Source organism: Planktothrix rubescens CCAP 1459/22, assembly GCA_904830895.1.
Classification (GTDB): domain Bacteria; phylum Cyanobacteriota; class Cyanobacteriia; order Cyanobacteriales; family Microcoleaceae; genus Planktothrix; species Planktothrix agardhii.
Genome location: LR882958.1, coordinates 5,433,301 through 5,458,396, shown reverse-complemented (window position 1 = coordinate 5,458,396; position 25,096 = coordinate 5,433,301). Strand labels below are relative to the sequence as shown.

Annotated in this window: 24 protein-coding genes; 15 read left to right on the top strand and 9 right to left on the bottom strand. The window is 39.1% G+C overall.

Annotated features, from left to right (window positions below):
* Positions 1–158 precede the first annotated feature (158 nt).
* The 9 genes from NMG86_RS24740 (at position 159) to NMG86_RS24700 (ending at position 9,801) form a co-directional block, all read left to right on the top strand.
* Complete coding sequence (locus NMG86_RS24740; RefSeq protein ID WP_272944378.1) at positions 159–383, top strand: DapH/DapD/GlmU-related protein; 225 nt, start codon at positions 159–161, stop codon at positions 381–383.
* An 85-nt stretch (positions 384–468) separates the two neighbouring features.
* Positions 469–1,296, top strand: coding sequence for a hypothetical protein (locus NMG86_RS24735; protein ID WP_026796729.1), 828 nt, complete (start codon positions 469–471; stop codon positions 1,294–1,296).
* Positions 1,297–1,337: 41 nt separating this feature from the next.
* Entirely contained in the window at positions 1,338–2,507 is a 1,170-nt protein-coding gene (locus tag NMG86_RS24730; protein ID WP_026796728.1) for a glycosyltransferase family 4 protein, read from the top strand.
* Between the two features lie 76 nt (positions 2,508–2,583).
* Entirely contained in the window at positions 2,584–4,593 is a 2,010-nt protein-coding gene (locus NMG86_RS24725; RefSeq protein ID WP_026796727.1) for an ABC transporter ATP-binding protein, read from the top strand.
* Between the two features lie 36 nt (positions 4,594–4,629).
* On the top strand, positions 4,630–5,838 hold the full coding sequence (locus NMG86_RS24720; protein ID WP_043938948.1) for a glycosyltransferase: 1,209 nt from the start codon (positions 4,630–4,632) through the stop codon (positions 5,836–5,838).
* A gap of 19 nt (positions 5,839–5,857) precedes the next feature.
* Positions 5,858–6,823 carry a glycosyltransferase family 10 domain-containing protein gene (locus NMG86_RS24715; protein ID WP_026788125.1) on the top strand — a complete coding sequence of 322 codons (966 nt, stop codon included), beginning with the start codon at positions 5,858–5,860 and terminating at the stop codon, positions 6,821–6,823.
* A 63-nt stretch (positions 6,824–6,886) separates the two neighbouring features.
* Positions 6,887–7,858 carry an Npun_R2821/Npun_R2822 family protein gene (locus NMG86_RS24710; RefSeq protein ID WP_026788124.1) on the top strand — a complete coding sequence of 324 codons (972 nt, stop codon included), beginning with the start codon at positions 6,887–6,889 and terminating at the stop codon, positions 7,856–7,858.
* Positions 7,859–7,867: 9 nt separating this feature from the next.
* The gene (locus tag NMG86_RS24705) at positions 7,868–8,761 is read left to right on the top strand and encodes an Npun_R2821/Npun_R2822 family protein (protein ID WP_026788123.1); all 894 of its coding nucleotides are present in this window, start codon (positions 7,868–7,870) and stop codon (positions 8,759–8,761) included.
* 17 nt (positions 8,762–8,778) lie between these two features.
* The gene (locus NMG86_RS24700) at positions 8,779–9,801 is read left to right on the top strand and encodes an Npun_R2821/Npun_R2822 family protein (RefSeq protein WP_026796725.1); all 1,023 of its coding nucleotides are present in this window, start codon (positions 8,779–8,781) and stop codon (positions 9,799–9,801) included.
* A gap of 3 nt (positions 9,802–9,804) precedes the next feature.
* On the opposite strand, the gene NMG86_RS24695 is transcribed toward NMG86_RS24700, so the two are convergent.
* From NMG86_RS24695 to clpP, 5 genes are all read right to left on the bottom strand, one after another.
* On the bottom strand, positions 9,805–10,443 hold the full coding sequence (locus NMG86_RS24695; protein ID WP_026796724.1) for a YqiA/YcfP family alpha/beta fold hydrolase: 639 nt from the start codon (positions 10,441–10,443) through the stop codon (positions 9,805–9,807).
* Between the two features lie 52 nt (positions 10,444–10,495).
* Positions 10,496–10,963 carry a Spy/CpxP family protein refolding chaperone gene (locus NMG86_RS24690; protein ID WP_026788121.1) on the bottom strand — a complete coding sequence of 156 codons (468 nt, stop codon included), beginning with the start codon at positions 10,961–10,963 and terminating at the stop codon, positions 10,496–10,498.
* Positions 10,964–11,069: 106 nt separating this feature from the next.
* Positions 11,070–12,419, bottom strand: coding sequence for a GH39 family glycosyl hydrolase (locus NMG86_RS24685; RefSeq protein WP_036843463.1), 1,350 nt, complete (start codon positions 12,417–12,419; stop codon positions 11,070–11,072).
* 73 nt (positions 12,420–12,492) lie between these two features.
* Positions 12,493–13,842, bottom strand: coding sequence for an ATP-dependent protease ATP-binding subunit ClpX (gene clpX, locus NMG86_RS24680; protein ID WP_026788119.1), 1,350 nt, complete (start codon positions 13,840–13,842; stop codon positions 12,493–12,495).
* A 12-nt stretch (positions 13,843–13,854) separates the two neighbouring features.
* A complete protein-coding gene (gene clpP, locus NMG86_RS24675) occupies positions 13,855–14,565 on the bottom strand; it encodes an ATP-dependent Clp endopeptidase proteolytic subunit ClpP (protein ID WP_026796723.1) in 711 nt (236 codons plus the stop codon).
* A 432-nt stretch (positions 14,566–14,997) separates the two neighbouring features.
* Between clpP and NMG86_RS24670 the strand changes: the two genes are divergently transcribed.
* From NMG86_RS24670 to NMG86_RS24655, 4 genes are all read left to right on the top strand, one after another.
* Complete coding sequence (locus NMG86_RS24670; protein ID WP_026788117.1) at positions 14,998–15,321, top strand: circadian clock KaiB family protein; 324 nt, start codon at positions 14,998–15,000, stop codon at positions 15,319–15,321.
* A gap of 32 nt (positions 15,322–15,353) precedes the next feature.
* On the top strand, positions 15,354–18,920 hold the full coding sequence (locus tag NMG86_RS24665; protein ID WP_052338586.1) for a PAS domain S-box protein: 3,567 nt from the start codon (positions 15,354–15,356) through the stop codon (positions 18,918–18,920).
* Positions 18,921–19,133: 213 nt separating this feature from the next.
* Positions 19,134–19,280, top strand: a complete 147-nt coding sequence (locus NMG86_RS24660) for a hypothetical protein (RefSeq protein WP_158295762.1) — start codon at positions 19,134–19,136, stop codon at positions 19,278–19,280.
* A 109-nt stretch (positions 19,281–19,389) separates the two neighbouring features.
* On the top strand, positions 19,390–20,103 hold the full coding sequence (locus NMG86_RS24655; protein ID WP_026788116.1) for a phosphorylase family protein: 714 nt from the start codon (positions 19,390–19,392) through the stop codon (positions 20,101–20,103).
* On the opposite strand, the gene NMG86_RS24650 is transcribed toward NMG86_RS24655, so the two are convergent.
* The 4 genes from NMG86_RS24650 to cysC all read right to left on the bottom strand — a co-directional run bounded on the left by NMG86_RS24650 (position 20,086) and on the right by cysC (position 22,515).
* Positions 20,086–20,379 (bottom strand): DUF2288 domain-containing protein, encoded by a 294-nt coding sequence (locus tag NMG86_RS24650; RefSeq protein WP_026788115.1) that lies wholly within the window; start codon positions 20,377–20,379, stop codon positions 20,086–20,088. The two genes, NMG86_RS24655 and NMG86_RS24650, sit on opposite strands and share 18 nt — an antisense overlap.
* Positions 20,380–20,416: 37 nt before the next feature.
* On the bottom strand, positions 20,417–20,983 hold the full coding sequence (locus NMG86_RS24645; RefSeq protein WP_081694422.1) for a lysophospholipid acyltransferase family protein: 567 nt from the start codon (positions 20,981–20,983) through the stop codon (positions 20,417–20,419).
* Between the two features lie 136 nt (positions 20,984–21,119).
* Entirely contained in the window at positions 21,120–21,839 is a 720-nt protein-coding gene (locus NMG86_RS24640; RefSeq protein ID WP_233423096.1) for a DsbA family protein, read from the bottom strand.
* 139 nt (positions 21,840–21,978) lie between these two features.
* Positions 21,979–22,515 (bottom strand): adenylyl-sulfate kinase, encoded by a 537-nt coding sequence (cysC, locus tag NMG86_RS24635; protein ID WP_026796720.1) that lies wholly within the window; start codon positions 22,513–22,515, stop codon positions 21,979–21,981.
* Between the two features lie 262 nt (positions 22,516–22,777).
* Here cysC and NMG86_RS24630 point away from each other — a divergent pair, with 262 nt between their 5' ends.
* A complete protein-coding gene (locus NMG86_RS24630) occupies positions 22,778–24,265 on the top strand; it encodes an ABC transporter substrate-binding protein/permease (RefSeq protein ID WP_026796719.1) in 1,488 nt (495 codons plus the stop codon).
* Positions 24,231–24,992, top strand: coding sequence for an amino acid ABC transporter ATP-binding protein (locus NMG86_RS24625; protein ID WP_026796718.1), 762 nt, complete (start codon positions 24,231–24,233; stop codon positions 24,990–24,992). The genes NMG86_RS24630 and NMG86_RS24625 overlap by 35 nt, the downstream gene beginning before the upstream one ends.
* Positions 24,993–25,096: the final 104 nt, after the last annotated feature.

The following is a 25,096-nucleotide window of genomic DNA, read 5'->3' as shown; positions in this document are numbered from 1 at the left end:
AAAAAGATTTGAAAATCGATCATCCAGAAAATGTATCTTTAGGGTATAAAGTTTATATAGCAATTCCAAATGAGTCATGATGATCAATCAGCCTGAAACGCAAGCACAGCAAGGCTCCAATATTACAACCTATTTAGGATTGCTATATTCATAAACCTGTGGTTATTGGGCGCAATGTTTGGATTGGCGCGAATGTTATGATTATTCCAGGGGTTTCGATTGGAGATGGAGCTATTATCGCAGTAGGTACAGTTGTCACAGCAAATGTTGAACCTCTAGCGATTGTCGGAAATCAGCCCATGAGAACTCTCAAATATCGGGAACGAGAACATTATGAAAAGTTAGATCAACAAGACAAATTAATCAACGACAGTATACAATAGACTTGATACTATTCTTGCTCAAGGTAGTCTTTGATCAAATTAGTGATGTTTCTCTCATTAAAAACCAGCTATTAATACTAAAATTATGAACAATGAAAAGCAAGGATTTATAACTATTTTAACAGGTCTTTATTCTTTCCAAGACTGTATCCATTTTTTGGCTTCTGTGCGTAAATTTCATCAAGAACCAATTGTCATTTTAATTGATCAAGTTCCTAAATACTTGCAATTTTTACTTCTGGCTTTTGGCAATATTCACTTAAAACCAGCACCTACTCACCCTAACCCTGTGTTAGCTTCTCGATTGTCAAAGTTAGAGTTATATGAACAATCCCCGTTTGAAAAAACAATTTATTTCGATTGTGATATTTGTTTACTCTCAGCAATTCCAGAAGTATTTGAGTACCTCAATGCCAGTGATATTCTAATTACAGAAGATGTACAACCTTCTATTGCACAAGCTTCTAATTTACTGCGAGTTAAACAAGAAATATTGCCCACTTTGCAATCAATAGGATTACCGTTAAAAGAAACCAGCATTCAATATAATAGTGGGTTTATAGCGTTTAGAAAAAGCTCTAAAAATCAACAGTTTTTCCAAGCCTTCCGCGACTATTTCAATATCATCTTAGAGCATCAAGATATTTTATTATTAAGAGATCAAGGAGCTTTTGCAGCAGCCGTAGAAACAGCCCAACCCCATGTTCAGATTTTATCTCCAATTTATAATTACCTAGATAAGTGGAAGCAATGTTACACCATCAATGAACCAATTAAAGTTTTGCATTCTACCTATCCCTATCGACCCCAATACGCCAAAAATGTCACTCGTTCTCTACTGACAAGAATTTTTGATCGACTGGCGAAATATTTTCTTCCCAACCAAACTACAAATAGCTGGAGAAATCGGTAAGATCACCTCTCAAATTCTATTTCATTTAAAATTATTGAGCCATGAAATCAATTAAAAAAGTTTCTATGTTAGTGTGGAATTTATCCACAAATGATGGATTTATTCGAGCATCTTTGTTAGGAGAAGCACTCAAGAAACTCGGTTATGAGTTTGAAATATTAGGATTTGTATTTCAAGATCAATTATATGGAGCAATTTCCAATTCCGATAAAATCCAGGCTGTCTCCGGGGGAAATTATCCTCAATTCTTCAAGTCTGTGCAGCAACTTCTCCCGAAAATTGATGGGGATATGATTTATGCGATTAAGCCTCAAGTTCCTAGTTTTGGTGTAGCTCTTTTGAAAAAATTACTCAGTCATAAACCGATCATTTTAGATATAGATGACTGGGAAATGAGTTGGAATGGAGGTGATGAATGGCGCTATCAACCTTCTCCCAAACAATTAGCTAGAGATATTTTAAAAGCAAATGGCGCATTGAGATCGCCTGTCCACCCCTTGTATATTCAAGGGATGGAAAAATTAATTCGATATGCTGATCAAATAACTACTCATACTAAATTTTTGCAAAAGCGATTTGGGGGTACTTCTGTTCCTAACGGGAAAGATGTTAATTTATTTGATCCGACTCGCTACAGTGCCGAAGAAAGTCGCGCCCGTTTAGGTTTATCGGAATACCGAGTGCTGATGTTTCCTGGGGCGCCACGGCCCTATAAAGGATTAGAAGATGTCCTAATTGCCCTAGAACAACTGAATCAAAACGATATTAAATTGGTGATTGTGGGAGGAAGCCCCTATGATCAGTATGATGATCAATTAATCGAAAGATGGGGACGGTGGATCATTCAGTTACCAAAAACTCCCGCTATAATGATGCCTGAAGTCGTTGCTGCTGCCCACATTATCGTGGTTCCTCAACGCGACGTTCCCGCAGCGCAAGCTCAATTTCCTCTGAAGCTAACCGATGGTATGGCTATGGCAAAACCGATTCTAGCAACCAAAGTGGGAGATATTCCAGAAATTCTGGGTGAAACAGGATATTTAGTTGAGTCGGATTCACCTGAACAAATTGCTCAAACTATAGAGAGGATTTTTGATAATTTTGAAGATGCAGAAGCTAAAGGTTGGCAAGCTCGCCAACGATGTATTGAGAACTATAGTATAGATGCAATGGCGATCATTTTAGAGGAGGTTATTAATAAACTGCGTTAGAATTTCAGTCTGGACTCGATGGAATGGAGTACAATAAACTCCCTGGCTATCATGCAATAAATTATTAAACGTTAGTATGATTAATCAAAACTATTTAGTTAAATATGCACGGCAATATCCGATTAGGATTATCTTGACAATTTTGTTGGGTTTCTCTGGAGCAATTTTTAGTGGGGTCAGTACCACATTAATTGTCCCTGTTGTCTTAAATTTACTAGGCCAAGAAATGGAAATGAAGGGTGCTCCGCCCTTAATCCAAAAGATATTACTACCCTTTGGTGATGTTCCAGAATCCTATCGCTTGGGGTTAATGGCAGGGGCAATTTTATTGGCGTTAGTTTTAAAAAATTTAACAACCTATTGGAGTAGCTTAGTTTCCAGTTCCCTCGGTCGCGCCTTAACTTGTGACATGAGAGAAGCCGGATTAAAATTACTGTTGGATGTGGATTTAGATTTCTATGCAAAAACAAAAGTTGGGGATTTAATTAACCAATTAGGAGGAGAAATCGCCCGGGCTTCCAGTGCTATTAGTATTTATGTTGGAATGTTTACCACATCCATCACCATTTTTGTCTTTGTGATCATTCTCCTGTCCATTTCTTGGCAACTGACATTAGCAACAGCCGTCTTGCTGTTTATCGTCACTTTATTAAATCAATATATTATTTCTAAATCTAGACTATCAGGAAATTTACTGTCAAAAATATCTCGAAATTATTCCATTAAGCAGATGGAAGTCCTGAATGGAATTCGCTTAGTCAAAGCCACTGCTAATGAAAAATCCGAATATGAGCAGCTTAAACATTTAATTCGAGAACGAGAAAAGGCAGATTATAAAGCTCAAATGGCAACCGCCGCGATTGCACCAATCAATGAAGTGGTGAATATGCTGGTGTTATTAGTGCTGATTATGATCGGAAAATTCTTTTTATCCCAAGATCAAATCACAGCATTATCCACTATTTTACTCACCTATCTATTTATCTTATTCCGCACCTTACCCCTGATTTCTCAGTTGAATAATGCTCGTAGTAACTTAGCTCAAAGGATAGCAGCAATCAATATTATTGGCGAGTTTTTAAGACGGGATAATAAACCAATTATGAAGTCCGGTTCCATGCCGTTTACAGGACTTCAAGAAGGGATTCATTTTGATCACATTTCTTTTTCCTATCCCGGTCATGACAAACTTGCCCTTCAGGATATCGATTTATATGTTCCGTGTGGGACAACGTTAGCATTAGTAGGAGGTTCCGGGGCGGGAAAGTCTACTTTAGCAGATCTTCTGCCTCGGTTTTATGATCCAATTCAAGGTTGTATTCAACTCGATGGTCGTGATTTACGCGACTTTGATCTCAACAGTCTCAGACAATTAATGGGAATTGTTAGTCAAGATACCTTCCTATTTAATGCCTCTGTTCGAGATAATATAGCTTATGCCAGACCCAATGCCACGGATGAAGAGATTCTTTTTGCCGCTAAACAAGCTAATGCTGAGGAATTTATTGCTAAGTTACCTCAAGGGTTTTTAACCGCCATCGGCGATCGCGGCGTGTTACTATCAGGTGGCCAACGTCAACGCATTTCAATTGCCAGGGCGATCTTACAAAACCCTGATATTCTGATTTTAGATGAGGCTACCAGTGCCTTAGATACAGTTTCAGAACGTTTAGTTCAAGAAGCTATTGAAAAACTCAGTCGTGATCGCACAACAGTTGTTATTGCCCACCGTTTATCTACGATTCAAAAAGCAGATCAAATTGCCGTTTTAGACCAAGGGTGTGTGGCAGAGGTAGGAACCCATGATCAACTGCTGGCCAAAGGAGGAAAATATGCTCAACTATACACCCTGCAATTTGCCGATGAAGCAGCGCGAGATCGAGCCATTATTCGCAGTTCCTATGATGTCCGTAGTCGTCTCAACCCCATGATGGGTTTCCTGCAATTACTGGCAGATGATTTAGTCGATGATCTTGAAGAACGGCAGGAACTTCTCAATGAGTCCTATCGTTCAGCAACTTATATCCTAGATAGCCTAGAATTTATTGAACAAAGTGTAAAAATTCGCTTGAATAGCAAAACCTAACGCTACAATATATATATACTCAGAGGTATAAATTTTATGTCACTCCCTAAATATTATATTTTTTACACTCGGAATGTTTTGCCACAAACAAATGTAGCAAGTTTGGTACAGGTTGTTAATTCTGCCAATGCAGCCGCTAACTTAGGCTACTCAACGGTCTTAGTTTATCTTCAGAAAGCAATAACTTCTTTTAATCCCCAGAAATTGTTGCATCCCTTTTCACCCCAAACACCAGAAGCAGAAATCGTCCAAGCTTATAATGTCCAAAATAAATTAAAAGTGGCTCCCCTACCTCGGCCCTGGCCTGTTGATCGCCCTTGGGGCGGAAAATGGACTCACTCGAATACAATTATTTCTAAATATTACTTCCCCACCTTTATTAAGCCTGCTGCAAAAATTGTACATACTGGTAATTGGGGCTTTGCTAAATTAGCTATTCGTTCGGGCATTCCCGCCATTTATGAACAGGATCATCATGAACAATGGAAATTTGAACCTGAAATAGTCAATAGTCCTTTATTAACTATTACCGTCACCGTTGCTGATACCGTGAGAGACAGCATGATTAATAATGGAATGCCTCCCGAAAAAGTGATTACCCTCCACAACGGTTGTAATGATTTTTTTCTATTTCGGCAACTTGAAGATGCCCAAAAATGGCGAGAAAAACTTCTACACAATCAGCGACAGTATTTAGTCGTTTATTCGGGGGGATTATATTCTTTTAAAGGTATTGATCTATTGATAGATGTGGCTAAAACCTTACCTAAAATTCAGTTTGTTTTTGCAGGCGGTGATCCATCCCATGTCAAAGATTATCAAACCCAATCGCAAGAAAAACAGGTCGATAACGTTGAATTTTTAGGATTTCTGCCTCAAAATCAACTTGCTAGTTTATTACAAGCCGCCGATATTCTAGCTCATCCCCATCTGTTGACTCAAGCAGCTACCTTTACCTCTCCCCTGAAATTTTTTGATTATTTAGCATCAGGAACCCCCATCGCATCAACAGAAATTCCGCCTCTGATGGAATTTAAGTATGCTAATATCATATCGGGTTGGTGTGAGCCGGATCAGCCCCATTTATTTGCTCAATGTCTTGAGCAAGTTTTGGAAAAATATCCACGCAAACTAGAGGGATATACAGAAAATATAGAATTTGCTCGTCAGTTTTCTTGGGAAAATCGGATTTCTAAAATTTTAGCTCACGTTCCAGAACCGATGCGTCCCACCGTTGCCTTGTAATTAGATTGAGGATAAACTAATGACTGAAAAAATTGTAGGCATGATCACCAGCTATCCAGGGGTAAACCAAAGTGATTGGCTTTGGCAACAAACGCCTCATGATTTTGGCAAGTGGGGCAATATTAGGATTCAAGCGAATCATCCTCAACCGGATTTTCTGTTACTTTATCAATTTGATTTTCGGAAACCTCCTAAAAAATTATCATGGAAAGAACGCTTAAAACAAACCCTCAAACCCCAACCGCCTGAACCGAATATGCAGGAAAAGTTTAGGGGGGTTACTAAAGATCGGATGATTTATTTATTGCGAGAACCCCCCTTAGCAGAAATTGTAGAAATTAATAAAACTAATTATGAAAAAGCGAAACAGTATTGTGGTTATATTTCCGGCCCCGATGATTTAGCTCCAACACCCGATTATATGCCTGCGATTTGGTATCATTCCAACTCCTTTCGAGAGTTAAATGAAATGAATCCCCCGGAAAAAGTGAAATCTTGTAGTTGGATTACATCAGGAATTAATCGCACGGCTAATCATCGGAAACGATTAGATTTTTTGCAAGCGTTACAAGCTCAAAATGGGCAAATCGATTTTTATGGTCGAGGATTACCGACTTGGGTGAAAGCATCGGGAGAATTAAAAAATAAATGGTATGGAATGGCTCCTTATTCTTACAATTTAGCGATTGAAAATTATGCCGATAATGATTGGTATGTTACTGAAAAACTTTGGGATTCTTTACTCGCTTGGTGTCTCCCGATTTATTATGGAGGGCCAGCAGCAGATCGATTATTGCCTCCAGGCAGTTTCTTAAGATTACCGAGTTTAGATGAAAAAGGAATATCCTATATTCAGGAGGTTATTAGCAGTCCTGATGCTTGGTTTGAAGCAAAAGCGGCGATCGCAGAAGCTCGACAGATTATTTTACACAAACTGAATTTATTGAATTGGTTATCTGAGTTTGCTGAGAATTCTAGTCTCTAATTTACTCAATCTTGAATGCTCGGCTGCACCATCTAAACACGCTATAGAAACAGAGGAGTCAGTATGCAGGGAATTTGTACTCTTGGCAATGATGTAGTTTATGACCAACTGCTGGCGCTACTCAACAGTATTGATGCCATTTTAGGCCCAGAAACACCCGTTTGTGTGTTTCCCTTTGATGATCGATTAGAACGGGTTAAAGCAGAAGTTGAACACCGTCCCAATGTTTTTATTTATGATGATTTAGAATCAATTCAACGGTGGGATGAGTTTATGCTAGAATCTCAACCCCAACGGTTAAACCGTAAATACCGACTGTATGGCGCCCATAGACGGTTTTGTGCGTTTGATGGCCCTTTTGATGAGTTTATTTACATGGATGCAGATACCTTAGTAATGAACTCATTAGATCATGTTTTTGAGAAATTACAACATTATGATTGGATCGTTTATGATTTCCAATTCTTTGATCGAACCAAAGTTTATAACCTTAAATCGCCTAAACTGCTCCAAGTCTTTGACAAAAAACGTATTGATTCTGAAATTTTTTGTTCGGGGTTTTATGGTTCTAAAAAAGGAGTATTCTCGGCTGAAGTGAGAAATCAGTTAATTGGCTATTTACAAGCAGGAGAATCAGAAATCCTCTATGAAGGAGCCGGAGAACAACCTTTAATTAACTACATGGTGATGCGCTCAGGCATTCCCAGTTATAATTTTGCTTATAGCCTACCGGATACTGAAAAGACAGGGTGCAGTGCAACCTCTAAACACTTTCAGGAAAAGGAACATATTCTCTATGATAAAGGGAATCAACTCACCTATTTACATTATATTGGTGTTCAGCCCAATATGATGACCAGGGTTTGTTCAGGAGAAAATTTGGATTTCCCTTATCGAGATTTGTTTTTGTATTATCGCTATTTACATGAACCCGAAAAACGTCCTGTATTTACAACCCCACCCGTATCGCCCTACCCGAATTCTCAACCCAATCTCTTAAAACGAGTTTTAAGAAAATTAAAATTATTAAGTTAAGGAGAAGTTATGAACCGAGGCATTTATATTGTTGCTAATAACCGGGTGATGGAAAATGCGATCGCCCTTCTTAATAGCATTCGCCATTATAACTCAGAGGTTCCCATTTTTCTCATCCCATTTAATGAAGATTACCAAGAAGTGGCAGAAACATTGGGAAAATTACATGGGGTGCAAGTCTTTCCAGATTTAAACTTTCTGGAACAATTAACTCAGAAAATTGGGGAAATTTTTGATCGAGATTTTCTGAAACTTCCCAATAAAATGCGGAAATTAGCCGTTTGGTTTGGGCCCTTAGACGAATTTCTGTATATTGATACCGATATTATCGTTTTTGAGGATATTGTTGCTAACTTAGATTACCTGAAACAATGGGATTTCTTCTGTTGTGATTATCACTTTGTTGGAGAAAAAATCAGCAATATCTTTTCCCCCCTGGTTAAAGAACAAGGTATTTTCAGCGATGAACAAATCGAGGATGTTTTTAACAGTGGATTTTGGGCATCTCGAACTGGAATTTTTACCCTAGAACAACTTTATGATATCCTAAGAGACTGTTCCCAACATCGAGAATATTTTGATTTTAGCCAAGGAGTAACCGATCAGCCCATTTTAAACTATCTGGTTCTTAAACAAATTTCTAAACGGGGAAATTTAGTCAAACCCCCAGAAAATGCACCGGGGAGTTGGGGAGGTTCTAAACATTTCAAAGAAAAAGATCATATCCTTTATGATAATGGCAAACGGCTCAAGTATTTACACTGGGCAGGAACACCCTTAAAACCCGGAGGTTCCTATTGGAATATTTGGGAATACTATCGTTATTTACATGAAGGAAAACCCACTTGGAAAAGAAAACTAACTCGTTTATTTCCCTTCCTGTCCAGTTCCAGTAACTTCTAAATTAAGGATCACAAACGATGACTAACGGTATTTATACATTAGCAAATGATGTTGTTTATGATCAATTAGTGGCTTTATTGAATAGCATTGAAGCGAATGCAGGTCAAGAAATTCCCGTTTGTGTGATTCCTTATGATGATCGTTTAGAAAAAGTTAAAGCTGAAATTGCAACCAGAAGAAACGTAACACTATTTGAAGATAACCGAGTAATAGAACGGTGGGAAAATTTCTCAACTCAAGCCTGGAAATGTCACGAAAGAGCACAAAAGGTTTGGAAAGAAAGAGGTTTCCCCCCAGTGTATCGTCTGGCAATGCACCGCAAACTTTGCGGAATTGATGGCCCTTTTGATAAATTTATCTATTTTGATGCAGATACCTTGTTAATGGGTTCTTTGACTCTGATTTATGATAAATTAAATGATTATGATTGGGTTACCTATGATTTTCAATACAAGTCTGATCTTAAATATATTTTTGATCAGCCTTTAGAACAATTAGTCAAAGTTTTTCCTGGGGAAGAACTAAAATCTAATATTTTTTGCGCGGGTTGGTTTGCATCCAAAAAAGGGGTTTTTTTGGATGTACAATTGGAGCAACTATTAGAGGGTTTAAAATCAGGTGAGGCAGATGTTATGGCTTTATTTGGGCCGGATCAATCCCTTTTTAATTATATGGTTCTTCGTAGTAAAATTCCCTATTATAATTTTGCTTATCATCATGTTGAACACGCAACGGGAAATCATTGGTCTTCTCAATTTGAGGACATTGATCACGTTCTTTATGATCACGGCAAAAGGCTGACCTATCTACATTATATGAGTATTCCCTCTAGCAAATTTACCGAGCTTTGTCAAGGTTATGATGTGGATATTGCCTATAAAAATTTGTTTTTATACTATCGTTATTTAAACTTTCCTGAGCAACGTCCTCAGAAGTTTATTCGTCCTAGTGGGATGAGTGAAACTTTAACAAAAGTCAAGCAATTCATCCAACAAAAAATCAAAAATATAAAAGTTAAAATTCAAAAAATTAAACATTAACTATCAAACCAAAAACTGTTGAATTTCCCGCCAAATTTCACCTAAAACATTCTCTAAGCCATGATCACTATTCAGTTCAATTAATCTTACCCAAGGTCTGGTTTTTAAATAGTTTCGGCTGGCTTGAATCGGGATAACTTCGTCATTAATTCCATGTAAAATTAATGTAGGAATCTGACGCTGTAACTGTTCATCGGGGTATTGAGCTAAATCTTCTAAAAAATCATAATGCAAGGGTAAATTCTGTTTTTCTGCATAATGATAAATAGATAAATACCCTTGAGTTTTCCATAGATTTAATTTTTCTGCTCCTAACTTGGGAAACCACTCTGATAAAAAATTAAACGCAGGAGCCAGTAAAATTAACCGTTTAACCGATAAATTTTGTTCGGCAAATCTAGCCGCCGTTAAACCACCAAAACTTGAACCAATCACCACAATATCAGAAGTATCCGGGGATAATTCTGTGGGAATTTGTTGGAGTTGTCGAGTTAAAGTTAAATGGGAAAAATCTCCTTGGTTCAAATCAGGAATGTTTAAATTAATTGATAAAGATGCAAAGCGATCGCGCAAATACTCTGCCTTTTTAGAAGCAGGACTAGAAGCAAAACCATGTAAGTAAAGATAAGTTTTTGTTCCCATATCCTGCGATGATTAATTCTGTGATTTGAACCGATAGGAAAGTTAAAAAAAATTAGCGATCGCGACGAGGACTTTGACGACGCTCTTGCATCAAATTAGCCAGTTGAGTGCGTTGTTCTGCGGTTAAAATTTCTCGCGTTTTTAACATTATATTAAACTGAATGTCTCCCATCTGTTGTTTTAATGCCATAAACTGATTATGTTTTAGGCGAAGTTCGCTTTCAGGAGCATTTTTAGCCATTAACTCATTTAATTCTTGCTGAAGTTGACGCATTTGTTGTTGTTGTTGGCGGATTTGTCCCTGATATTCCTGGCGAATTGCTTGAATTTTCTGTTGTTGTTCCGGGGTCAAATTCAGTGAACTGAACATTCTATCTGAACGGCCATTCATTTGCGGTTGATTCGGTTCACCTTGGGCAATAGATTCAGCCATAACCGGAGTTGAACTAGCGAACATAGCAACCATTGAAAGCCCAAAAATTGCCACAACAGCACGGGAAGTTTGATTACGGAGCCACATAATATTACCTAGTAAACAGTTATCTTTGATTTTAAGCCCTTCTTTAATTATTGACTAACTTATCGCCAAAAAGTTCGATTTTAAGCCTTAGATTGCTTAATAAACCTTAGCCAATAGTTAAAATATAGGCTTCATGCAGTTGAATATTAGGAATTGTTAACCGGACTAACTGTTGATTATTTACGGTAATATTCTCCTGTCGGACTGTGACCAATTCCTTGATTACTTGTTCTCCAGAATCGGGGATTTTTTGGACTTTAAAGGTTGAATTTCCACTGGAATTAGGTAAATTTTTCAGAATTAATGTGACTCCCGCCGTCGGCGCAGAAAAGGCTTGTTCAAAATAACCGAATAGAATTTGAGCTTTTCCTTCTCGATTTGCACGACTAGCTAAGGCAACAATTTTGGGGTTACTAGACTGACTCGCAACCCGGGAATTAAACCCATCGGTGTAGGCTTTATAAACCCACCAGACGGCTCTGGGTAAGGATTGATCGGGGGTAACTAAACCATCTAAACTATTATTAAAACAATTATTGGTTCCACTGCCTTTATTAATCGGGTCCCAACAGGCTCTAGCCGCACCATCGGGCCGTCCTAATTCGGTGTAATACAAAAAGCCTAAATTTTCCGCCGGACGATATTGAGCCGTAGGGCCAATAATTTCATTAACATGAATTTCCTTAATTTTTAGACTTTGGTAATCGGGATTTTGTTGTAAACTCCGACGGGCATTATTAATCCGAGCCGTAATTGAGGTAATATCTTGATCATTAAGTTCATGCCAAGATAAAAAGTTCACTTCTAAATTATTATTCTTGCAATAATTTAAAAAGGCATTCAGAAAATTTTGATCATATTTAGTAATACTCGGGCCACCAATCATTACATTCGGGCCTAATTCCTGACGTAATACTTGATAGGCTCGTTTATAGGTTTCAAAAAACTGTTCTCTTGTTCCTTTCCAAAAGGGCTCTTTTAAGTCAGGTTCGTTCCAAACATCCCATAATATGACTTTATCTTTATGTTGGCGGGCAAGTTGTCGAACGTGTTCTTCCCATTTAGCATAATTATCATAGGGCCAGCCCCTGGGGGAGCCATAGCCCCAAGTATCACTTAAAATCAGTTGAAATCTAGCCCCCAGTCCAATCACTCGCGGATACAAGTCCAGTTGGGATGTCCGCCATAATTTAGGTTCTAAGGGCTTAATAATAGTATCGGGAGGTTGGGTGGCATTTTTACCGTACAAAAAGCCACTAACGGAATTCAAGCCAGTTCTTTGAGCGCCAAAATCAATCGTAATATCGTTTTGTTGTTGTCCTAAAACTTGAAATTGTCCGACCCCTAAAATACTTAATAACGTGAGTAAACCCACGAAAACGGGGATCAGTTTTTTCAGTTTGAATTGAGATTCTTTGAATCTTAGATGCACCGAATTTAATAGATTTAATGTCATAAATTGATAATTAGTAACTCCTAAACTGATAACTGGTACAGACGCGCCATGGCACGTCTCTACTGATAACTGATTATGCTGATTCGGGTTTGGGTAAGGAAGATGGATGTAATAATAATTCTGCTGTAGAACGTTTTTCTACCATTTCTCGCGTCACCCGACAGCGTTTGACATCTTTGCGAGAGGGAATTTCATACATGACATCTAACATTAATTCCTCCACAATTCCCCGTAACGCTCGGGCTCCGGTTTTGCGACGATAGGCTTCTTGAGCGATCGCTTTAATTGCATCTTCATCAAATTCTAACTGCACATTATCCATCCGCAATAGTTTTTGATATTGTTTCACTAAAGCATTGCGTGGCTCAGTTAAAATGGCGACCAAGGTAGCTTCATCTAAGGGTTCTAAGACCGCTATCATCGGAATCCGACCAATCAATTCAGGAATTAGACCAAATTTGACCAAATCATCGGGTTCCATGTGTTTGAGGGCATCAACGGTGCGTTTATCTTTCGGTTGAACATCTCCTTGTTGGACAAATCCCATGGACTTTTTGCCCGTCCTCTGCTCCACCAATTTATCTAAGCCGACAAAGGCCCCCCCACAGACAAATAGAATATTACTGGTATCAATTTGAATACAATCCTGATAGGGATGTTTGCGTCCGCCCTGGGGTGGGACATTAGCAATGGTTCCCTCTAACATTTTTAATAAAGCCTGTTGTACTCCTTCCCCCGATACATCCCTGGTAATAGATGGATTTTCACTTTTGCGGGCAATTTTATCAATTTCATCAATATAAACAATTCCCCGTTGCGCTTCTTCCACATCAAAATCGGCAACCTGTAACAACCGCAATAGAATATTTTCCACATCTTCCCCAACATAACCAGCTTCGGTGAGGGTTGTGGCGTCAGCAACAGCAAAGGGAACCTCTAACATTTTAGCCAGGGTTTCCGCTAATAGGGTTTTCCCGCATCCGGTGGGGCCAATTAATAGAATATTAGATTTTTGTAACTCAACATTACTATCTTCGGCCGGACGTCCGGTAGTTTTCGTTTGTAGAAACCCTAACCGTTTGTAGTGGTTATAAACCGCAACCGAGAGAACTTTTTTCGCCTCATCTTGGCCAATAACGTGGGAGTCGAGATAGGATTTAATTTCTCTCGGTTTAGGAATTTGATTTAAACCCACTCGTCCAGTCCGTTGTCGCCGTTGGGGAGATTGGGGGACTTGGGGACGGGGGGAAGTTGGGGGGGGTGTGGCCGAACTACTGTCGAATAACTCCTCATCTAAAATTTCATTACAGAGTTCCACACATTCATCACAGATATAAACACCTGGCCCTGCAATGAGCTTGCGAACTTGCTCCTGGGACTTACCACAGAAAGAACATTTTAGATGGGAGTCGTACTTGGACATAGTTACCTCATCTTAGGTTACAGAAACGGATTCTCCGGGAATCGGAAGATTTTGGGTGCGGTCGATCACCTTATCTATTAGACCATATTCTTTAGCATCTTCCGCAGACATATAGAAGTCCCGTTCCGTATCTTCCTCAATTCGTTCAATCGGTTGACCCGTATGTTCAGCCAATAACTCATTTAGTACCCGTTTATGATATAGGATTTCTTTGGCTTGGATTTCAATATCAACGGCCTGTCCCTGGGTTCCGCCGAGGGGTTGGTGAATCATAATTCGGGAACTGGGCAAAGACATCCGTTTTCCATGGGTTCCGGCGGCTAATAAAAAAGCCCCCATACTAGCGGCCATGCCATAACAGATGGTGACCACATCGGGGCGAATTTGCTGCATGGTGTCCAGAATCGCCATACCTGCGGTCACAGAACCCCCCGGAGAATTAATATAGATTTGGATATCTTTTTCCGGGTCTTCGGCTTCTAGGAACAACAGTTGGGCACTCAGGGCATTGGCCACATCATCATCAATCGGAGTTCCTAGAAAAATAATCCGTTCCCTCAACAGACGGGAATAGAGGTCGAAAGCCCGTTCCCCCATCCCCGACTGCTCAATCACAATCGGCACAATATTACTCGGAGAGAAGGTTTCAATCCGGCTATCGCTTGTGACTTCAAAATTGGAATAGTTATCAATTCGGTACCCGGAAGACTGGGAAAACATCATAAACACCTCATAGAACAGTGGAATCAGAACCGGGGAGGAAACGTAACGATAGGACGGTTCAAAACCCCAAACTCCCAACCCCAACCCAAGATTATAAAAGAATTCGAGAGGAACGGCAATTCCCCATTACCCATTACCCATTACCCATTACCTGTTCCCTGTTCCCTCTAATCTTAATAAAGCTAACTTCAAAAATTCTTCAAATTTGTTTGCTAAGTTGCAGGAATCCCAAATAAAAACCCAGGGCTTTATGCCCAGTTTTTAAACCAACTCAAGCAAAATTAAGCTATGATTTTCGAGAATTTGAACCCTTGGCAATTTCTGAACAATTTGTATCAACGGATGCACTGAAAAAATTTTGATTGGGTTAGAATTGTGGAAAGGAGGTGGTTGGGAAAATCCTTGATTTAAAATAAGAGGAGAAGTTATTTAATGAAATCCTATTTATCTGCCCCCAAACAGGACTTGCAGCCCCCGGCAAAGCAGGGATATTATTGTTTTCGTCTGTATATCGCTGGAACCAATCTTAAATCAATTCTGGCGCTGAAAACAATCAAATATATTTGTGAAACCTACTTAAAAGGCAATTACGATTTAGAAGTGATTGACGTATATCAACAACCTGAACTCACGGAAGGACAAAAAATTGTTGCTGTCCCGACTTTAATTCGGATTCTTCCCTTACCTTTACAAAGAATCATTGGAGATTTATCTCAAACCGATAAAATTCTGATGGCTTTGAATTTATCCTTTTAAGAAAATGTTATTTTTTAGATGAACGGTTAACTATGGTTGACTTAGAGCAATCAGAAGAACAATTAGAACAGGAAGTTCAAGATCTTCGTTACCAATTAGAAATTGCCAAGGAAACATTACGAGCGATTGGTAATGGAGAAGTTGATGCTTTAGTAATTGCTGGGTTAGAGGGAGAACAGGTTTATACCCTGCAAGGGGCTGATTCTTCCTATCGAATGCTGGTGGAAGAAATGAAAGAGGGTGCCGCTACCATTACCACCGATAGTACATTATTACTCTATTGTAATAAACGATTAGCGTCTTTAGTTAAAACCCCGTTAAAAAATTTAATTGGGACGGATTTTAAAGAATTTATTTCTCCCTCGGATTTAACCTTATTTCAAGCCCTATCTCAGAAGGCAAATTTAGGTTCGGGAAAGGCGGAATTAACCTTAATTGCCCGGGATGGTACGGAAGTTCCGGTTTATCTTTCTATTAATATCCTGAATCAAAAAGGTGTGGAGGTCGGATGTTTAATTATTACCGATTTATCAGAACAAAAACGAGATGAAGATATTGTTGCTCAAGAGCGGTTAACTCGATTACTTTTAGAACAAGCAGCCGAGTCTATTATTGTTTGTGATCATCAGGGAAAAATTATTCGTGCTAGTCAAGAAGCTCAGAGAATTTTAGGGGCAAATTTACTGCTTTCTGATTTCGATGACCTGATTAAACTTGAACTTTTACCGCAACAAAATGGCGGTCATTCCTTGCGAAAAAAGGAGAAAAGTTCTAATTCTATTTTTTCCATTGCCTCCGTGATTAATGGTCATCCCTATAAAGGAAGGGAAGTTCTGTTTATTAGAAAAGATGGAGAAAAAATTAATTTTTTATTAAGTGCTAGTCCTCTATCAAAACCCCATAGTGTTTTTAAAGGCTGTGTGGTGATTCTGACCAATATTACGGAGCGAAAATGGTCAGAGGAATCTTTAAAAAAAATTAATGAAGAACTAGAAATCAAAGTTTCTGAACGAACAGCCGAGTTAGAATCTTTAAATAGTCGGTTAAAACAGGAATTAGTAGAACAAGCCCGAACTCAACAGATTTTACAGGATCAAGCTCAACTTTTAGACTTAGCAAATGATGGCATTATTGCGATTGATTTGAATGATCATATCAACTATTGGAATCAGGGCGCGGAAAAACTTTATGGCTATTCTAAATCAGAAGCATTAGGAAACAATTTAGTTGAATTGCTCAAAATTCCATCTCCTCAAGCCTTAGAAAAAATTAAACAGGAAGTGCTAGAAAAAGGCAACTGGGAAGGAGAATTAATTCAAACCAATCAACAGGGAAATACTGTGATTATTCATAGTAGTTGGTCACTCAAGAAAGATAGCGAAGGAAATCCAATTGCGATTCTAAAAATTAATCGAGATATTACCAAAGCCAAACAAGCGGAACAAGCAATTATAGATTCTGGTTTACGCTTGGCTGGGATTTTAGATATGGCTCAGGATGCGATTATTTCGATTAATGAGCAACAACAAATTACCCTATTTAATCAAGGAGCGGAGAAAATATTTGGTTATACGGCTAATGAAATTTTAAAACGGCCGTTTAGCTTATTGATTTCTGAATTTTCATTTCAAAAAGATTGTCAATATCATCCCGAATTATTACCCGAAAATCGTCTAATTCAAGACATTGGAGAATATCAGGAAGTGACGGGTTATCGTAAAGATGGTACGGAATTTCCGGCGGAAGTTTCTATCTCTCGGTTATCCTTAGAAGCTGGAAAAATTTTAACGGTTTTTATGCGAGATATTAGCGATCGCAAACGGGTTGAAATTTCGATTCAAAAAGCCCAAGAAGACCTAGAAATCAAAGTTCAAGAACGGACAATGCAACTGGCAACTTCCAATGATGAATTAGTCCGAGAAATTGCCGAACGGAAACTCTTAGAAAATGAACTTCATGAAGTTAATGAAGAACTCGAACAACGGGTAGAACAACGAACCAATGAATTAGCTAAAGCCATTAATGACCTCAAAGAAGAAGCGATTGAACGTCAAAAAACCACCCTAGCTCTACAGGAATCAGAAGCCCGATTTCGGGCGGCTATTGATGGCAGTTTAGATGCGTTTTTTCTCTTACAAAGCTATCGAGATACCGAGGGAAAATTAACAAATTTTGTTTTAGTAGATATGAATTCTAAAGCCGAAGAACTACTTTCACAAAACAAAGATAATTTGTTAGGAAAAAAACTAAATGATGTGTTTTATCAAGAGAGCAACTTAGGATATTTTGATCGTTATTTGCGTGCCTTTAGAACTCGAAAAGGCTTTGAGGAAGAATTAGAAGTTTCCAACCCCAATATTAAAGGAAAATGGCTACAAATACAAGTGGTTCCTTTGTCCGATGGAATTGCCCTGACCTGTTGTGATATTACAGAAAGAAAGCAAAGCGAAGAAGCCGCCCAACAAGCCAATCAAAACCTCACACGCTGGGTGAATGATTTGGAACAACGCAACCGTGAAACCATGCTTTTAGGTCAAATGAGTGAATTTTTACAAGCCTGTAATTCTACCGAAGAAGCCTATCAAGTGATGAATGATTTACTCAAGCCTTTTTTCCCAAAAATATCGGGGGGTTTATTTGTGGCTAGAAATTCTAAAAATCTAGTAGAAATGGTGGCGATTTGGGGAGATTTACAGGGAATCAGTGAGGCGGTTTTTTCCCCTCAAGATTGTTGGGCATTGCGCCGGGGGAGATCCCATTTTGTTCCAGCTACAACCAGTAATTTATTGTGTAAACATATCCATCAAAAAAATCATCGTCAATATCAATTAAATTCTAATAATTCCAGTGAAATCATTCCTAAACCCCCTGAAAAAAATAAACTTCCGGCTACTTATCCGGTGATGGTTGAACATCTTTGTGTACCCATGATTGCCCAGGGAGATGCGTTAGGATTATTGTGTTTAGCCTCCGAAGAATCGGGACAAATTTCGGCAGACCAACAACGGTTAGCAACGGCCGTGGCGGAACATATTGCTTTAGCCTTGGCTAACTTGAAATTACGAGAAGCCTTAGAATATCAAAGTATCCGAGATGGTTTGACTGGGTTATATAATCGTCGCTATTTAGAAGAATCCTTAGAACGAGAAATTAACCGCGCTCAACGTCAAAAGTTTGGCTTAGGAATTATTATGATTGATATTGATCATTTTAAAAATTATAACGATACCTTTGGTCATAATGGCGGAGATATTGTCTTGCAACAACTGGGAAATATCTTACAAAAAAATGTCCGGGGGTCAGATATTGCCTGTCGTTATGGGGGTGAAGAATTTACCCTAATTTTACCAGAAATTTCTCTGGAATTTGTGAAAGAAAGAGCAGAACAAATCCGAGTTGAAGTGCAACAATTAAAGCCCAAACACCGTGATCAAGATTTAGGTCAAATTACCCTCTCTTTAGGTATTGCAATGTTCCCCAACCAAGGTTTAACCGGAGAGTCAATTATGCGGGCGGCGGACACGGCTTTATACCAAGCCAAAGAAGAAGGAAGAAACCGAGTTTGTGTTTTTGGCTCTAATTTTGATCACTATACTTAAGTCCATTTCCTATTTTAAATGTATAGATTTGTTACAAATTTTCAGGATTTTTCCGATCTTCAAAACTTCTTCAAATTTGTTTTTTATTCTGAAATCATGATCTAAGTGTTACCGATAGAGTCTGCTCCCTATCTCGGAAACCCATCTAATGTTGCTAATTCATACGAGGTTTAATAAATTTATATGCCTAACTGTCCCTGCTGTGCATCGCCAATGCTCCAACACATCCGTAAAGGTCATCTGGTTTGGAGATGTCGCCATTGTTGGCAAGAAATGCCCGACTTTAATGCTACCCAATCCTTTAAGCTTAACTATACTTCGTCCTTGGAAAGAAAAATTAAAGAATTAGCCCTAACCTAAAAGGAGTGATAGAATAATAGGCAAATTCTTGGCTAGATTTAACAGAATTAATACCCAAGGCTAAGGGGGGTTTTCTGTTCGGTGGCTAGTCAGATGGTTAGGGTAAGGGATGGCACCATTTAATTTTATTCTTGTTCCTCAAGGTCAAGAATATCGAGCAGTTTTAAAGGGATTGCAACTCGTAGAATCATTAAATATTCAGGTTTTACCAATTCCAATGGGTTCTGAATATTTAAGCGTTTATTTAAAAAAATGGCTTAATTCGGAAGCTATTAAGAATCAGTCTTTACAGGTTTTAGTTCTGGGATTATGTGGAAGTTTATCCCCTAATCTTAAGGTTGGAGATGTTGTTGTTTATCAGAATTGTTTATCTGTAACTTCAAAAATTTCTAGTCAAGATCCTGAGAATATTATGGCAATTTCTTGGGATTATGACTTGGCTTTATTCTTACACCAAAAATTAATTTCTTCCCATTTAGTCAGGGGTTTAACTACTGACCGAGTGATTACCACCGCCACGGAAAAACAAAAATTAAGCCAACTTTATCCCGTGGAAGTAGTGGATATGGAGGGATTAATTCTATTAGAATTTTTAACAAAAGCCGGAATTAAAGCCGCCATGGTCAGGGTTGTCAGTGATGACTTCTCTCAAGATTTACCAGATTTAACCCCGGCGATTGATAATGATGGAAGATTAAAAATATTTCCCTTAATTAAAGTGTTATTACAACATCCAGTTAAGGGATTAAAACTGATTAGAAGTGGTTTAAAAAGTCTAGCGATTTTGCAAAAGCTGACCCCAAAATTAAAACTCTTGAATTAAAACAAAAGGTTGCACAATTAGGGCTTTAAATCGTTTTTTGGGTTGATCATTCCATTGTAAAACTTGCTCCGGGGAGGGTTTATGAATTAAAGCTTCACTAATCCAATGTTGGACGGAAAGGGCGTTATCCTGGGCGATCGCTTCCCCTACAGTTAATAAATCCAATTGAGATTCCACAATAATTACAATCTCCCGTTCCAGGTGGGGCGTTAACCAGTCCCATTCCGCTTCATCCAGGTTTTCTGTAAGTTGGGATCTTAAAAATTCAGTTTCCATAAAAAATTTAGGTGTAAAATTCAATACTGATTAAAACTCAACGTCCGAGATCATGCAAGGCATTAATTTCATCGGTACAATGTTGGGTTAATTCCAATAATTCGTCCCGGTCAGTAGAATCGGGAGGGGGAATCAAATGACCCACTCGTACCGTAATGGGAACCGGTCGGGGAAAATGGGAACCCCGATTAGTAATTGCATGGGTTCCCCACAAACACACAGGTAATAAGGGAACTTTCGCCTTAGCTGCAATTAAGGCCGCCCCCAATTTGGGCTCCGTAATTCGACCATCAATGGTGCGGGTTCCCTGGAGAAATACCCCCGCAGCCCAACCATTTTCTAATTGTTGTAAAGCCGCCCGAATCGCACTGCGATCGGGGGAACCCCGCTTAACTGGATAGGCTCCATACAGGGAAATCGCCTGTTTTAAGATGGGAACTTCAAATAATTCCTCTTTTGACATATAGGAAACCGGGCGTCCCATACAATTTGACAGTAGGACAGGATCAAAATCGCTCGCATGGTTACTCACAACGACTAATGGCCCCGCCAGGGGAACCCGATCCGCACCATAAATCCGACCTCGAAAGTACAGATGCAACATCGGGCTGATCACCGACCACTTGAACAAGTGATACAAAATCAAACTAGAAAGGGGTTCCCGGCTTCTGACAAAGGGTGCAAGTTCTTGATTCACGCGCTTGGTTAAATAGTTTAGGTTGAAAAGTCGAGGTTAGGGGTTACTTTTTCTGGCCTTGGGATGCCTTAACCGTAGCTAAAACTTCTTCGATTTTAGAGAGTTCCACCGCACCGGAGAAGGTTTCGCCATTCATCACAAAAAATGGTGTTCCCGAAATCCCCAAACTTTCCCCTAATTGGATATCCTTCTGAATCGCAGCTTGGGCTTCTGGGCCTTGGCGATCGCGATTGAATTTCTCCACGTCCAGATTTAACTGTTTTGCGATCGCCGGATATAAAGCCTCTCCCAATTGATTCTGTTGTGTAAATAAAGCGTTTTGGTATTCCCAGAATTTGCCCTGCTGTTGAGCCGCCCAGGATGCTTGGGCCGCGGGTAGAGCCTCTGAGTGAATCTGAGTTAGGGGAAAATGCTTATAAACCAGAGTCACCTGATCTTGGTGAGCCTTCATAAACTTCTGAATGGTTTCGTGGGCACGGGCGCAGAAGGGACACTGAAAGTCGGAAAACTCCACCAGGACAATATTTTTAGCATCTGAACCCGTAAAGGGAGAATTCCCGATCACCGCTTTAGGATTAGTTTTGATCTGTTCTAGGAAAGTTTGTCGCGCCTGTTTTAGTTGGCCGTCCTGTTGCTGTTGATAGGCTTGGACGGACTCTAAAATCACTTCTGGATGCTGTCGAATTACTTGCAGGATTTGCTGTTCCAGTTGAGGACTAACTTTAACGGTTTGATCGGACTGGGCGGATTTTGAACAACTCATCAAAGTCACACCAACGATCAAAACTATTGTGATCCATAACCTTGATTGACGATAAAGTTGTTGTCTTGTCCTAGAGATGTTCATAATCCTTTGTTCCCATCGTTTTTTTTATCCTAACAGTTAACCGTCAACTCCTTTCCTAATCGTTGGAGATATAACCTAAATCCGCTAATTTTTTTAAGACTTTAGCAACACTTTCGGATAAATCTTCGTGATCCGTATTACATTCAACATCTGGATTTGTTGGGGCTTCGTAGGGGTCGTCGATGCCTGTAAAGCCTGTAATTTCGCCCGCTCTGGCTCTTTTATACAATCCTTTGACATCTCGATCTTCACAAACTGTTAAGGGCGCATTCACATAAACTTCCACAAAATCCCCAATTTTCTCCCGCACTTCTTCGCGAATTTCTCGATAGGGAGAGATAGCAGAAACCAGGACAATTACCCCATTTCGGGTTAAGAGATGGGCAACAAATCCAATCCGACGGATATTTTCATCCCGATCCGGTTTACTAAATCCTAAACCTTTGGTGAGATTTTCCCGAACAATATCCCCGTCTAAAATCTCTAGTTTACATCCCTTCTCTTGGAATATTTGAGCAACCGCTTGGCTAATGGTGGTTTTTCCCGCACCACTCAAACCCGTAAACCATACTGTTACACCTCGATGCTGCATTCAGGTTTTTTCTCCCGTGATTATTCGTTCAGATATCCAATAGATTATGGTAAGTCGAGATTGCAGCGCGAGTCAACCAAAATCTTAATTCTCGGTTTAGTGGACTTGACATTTAAACAATAATTTGTATTCCCTTGTGAAAACTATCAAATTTGACAGAATTTCTTTGAATAATGTAGTTTAAACAGTAATCAGTATAAAAACGTATAACTCGTTGTTGCGCTTCAGCGCATCCATATCAAAGCGAAAACATCAACCCACAATGATTTTGAAAAACCCCTTTAAATATTTACTATTTTTATTTCTAATTACCTTCGTAATTTGGGGAATTATTACTAGCCATAATCTTCCCATTTCTGCCCAGGAAAAACCATCGGGGACAACCAAAACCCTAATCATGGCAACTTCCCCAGATTATCCGCCCTATCAGTTTAAAGATACGGCAACCAGTGGTGATAAAATTGTAGGTTTTGATGTAGATATTGCCGAATATATTACCCAGCAATTAGGCTACGATCTAAAAATTAATGGCATAGATTTTAATGGCTTAATTCCAGCTTTAACCGCTAAACGAGCAGATTTTGTCATGGCGGGAATGACCCCTACTCCTGAGCGAAAAAAAAATGTAGCTTTTTCTGATATTTATTTTGAAGCTAAAAATACCATTGTTAGTCTTGATCCTAAAGCCTATACTAAACCCGAACAATTAAAAGGCAAAAAAGTTGGTGTCCAACTGGGATCAATTCAGCAGGAAGCCGTTAAAAATTGGTCGGGGGTAACGGCTATTCCTTTAAATAAAACCAGTGATATTATTCAGGAGTTAAAATCAAAACGACTGGATGCGGGGGTTTTAGAAAATACTATTGTTAGGGGATATATTGCAGCAAATCCAGGGTTAGTCTATCACGAAGTTCCCAATACCGAAGCATCAGGATCGGCGATCGCTTTTCCCAAAGGATCACCCTTAGTTGAACCCTTTAATCAGGTGATTCAACAGATGCAAGCCAGTGGTAAAATTGAGGAACTTGCCAAGAAATGGTTTGATCGTCAAGCTACCCTAGAAACCCCAGAAGTTCCCCATGAAAGCGGATTAAAACTCGATTTTAATAAAATTGCTCCCAATATTCCCTATATCTTAGCTGGGATTTTTATTACCTTACAATTTAGTTTGGTTTCGGCTTTCTTCGGATTTATTTGGGGAACAATTCTCGCCCTATTTAAGATTTCAACAATCAAACCCCTGAATATTTTTTCCCAAGCCTATACATCCATTTTTCGAGGCACACCCTTACTGGTACAATTAACCTTAATTTATTTTGCCACACCCCAACTCACCGGATATGATATTACCGCCTTTCAAGCGGGTATATTAACCTTTTCCTTAAATTCTGGAGCCTATATTTCCGAAACCATTCGGGCGGGAATTCAAGCCGTTGACAAGGGGCAAAAAGAAGCCTGTGAAGCCTTGGGCATTCAATATCAACTAATGATGGTAGATATTATTTTACCCCAAGCCCTAAGAAACATCCTTCCCGCCTTAGTGAATGAAAGTATTAACCTGTTAAAAGATTCAACCTTAGTATCCGTTATTGGGGTAGAAGATATGTTACGGCGGGCGCAAATTGTCGGAGCAGAAAAGTATATTTACTTTGAACCTTTGATTTTTGTGGCTATTGTTTATTATCTGATGATTATTACCTTAACTTGGGGGGCAAATGGAATTGAACGCAAACTCAAAAGTAACGGTTGATCCGGCGGTCAAAGTGGATCGTTTATATAAATCCTTTGGCGATTTACAAGTATTAAAAGGGATTTCAACCGAGATTCAAAAAGGGCAAGTTGTTTCAGTTATTGGCCCTTCAGGATGTGGGAAATCCACATTTTTACGCTGTCTTAATCTTCTGGAAAAGCCGACATCTGGGCATATTTTTATTGATGGGATGGAAATTACTGACCCGAAAGCCGAAATTTATAAAATTCGTCAGTCCGTGGGGATGGTCTTTCAACACTTTAATTTATTTCCCCATTTAAGTGTCTTAAAAAATGTGATTTATGCTCCGATAAAAGTTAAGAAAATCTCCGAATCTGCCGCCAAAGATTTAGGGATGGAGTTATTACAAAAAGTCGGCTTGGCAGACAAAGCAGACGTCTATCCTTCCCGACTTTCAGGAGGACAAAAACAACGGGTAGCGATCGCTCGAACCATGGCCATGCAGCCCGATATTTTATTAATGGATGAACCCACCTCCGCCCTTGATCCTGAAATGGTTAAAGAAGTTTTAGAGGTGATGAAAGCCTTAGCAAAAACCGGAATTACGATGGCAATTGTCACCCATGAAATGGGATTTGCCAGGGAAGTTTCTAACCGGATTTTATTCCTAGATAGTGGCTTACTAGCCGAAGATTCTCCCCCAGAACAGTTTTTTAAAAATCCCGAATCTGAACGGGCAAAACAGTTTTTAGAAAAAATGCTATAGCAATTAATTTTAGTGTTGACAACTTCTTTGTGTCTTCGTGTCTTTGTGGTTAAATTAGGCTTGACTTTTGTAAAGATAGCCACAAAAACTACTATATAATTTCA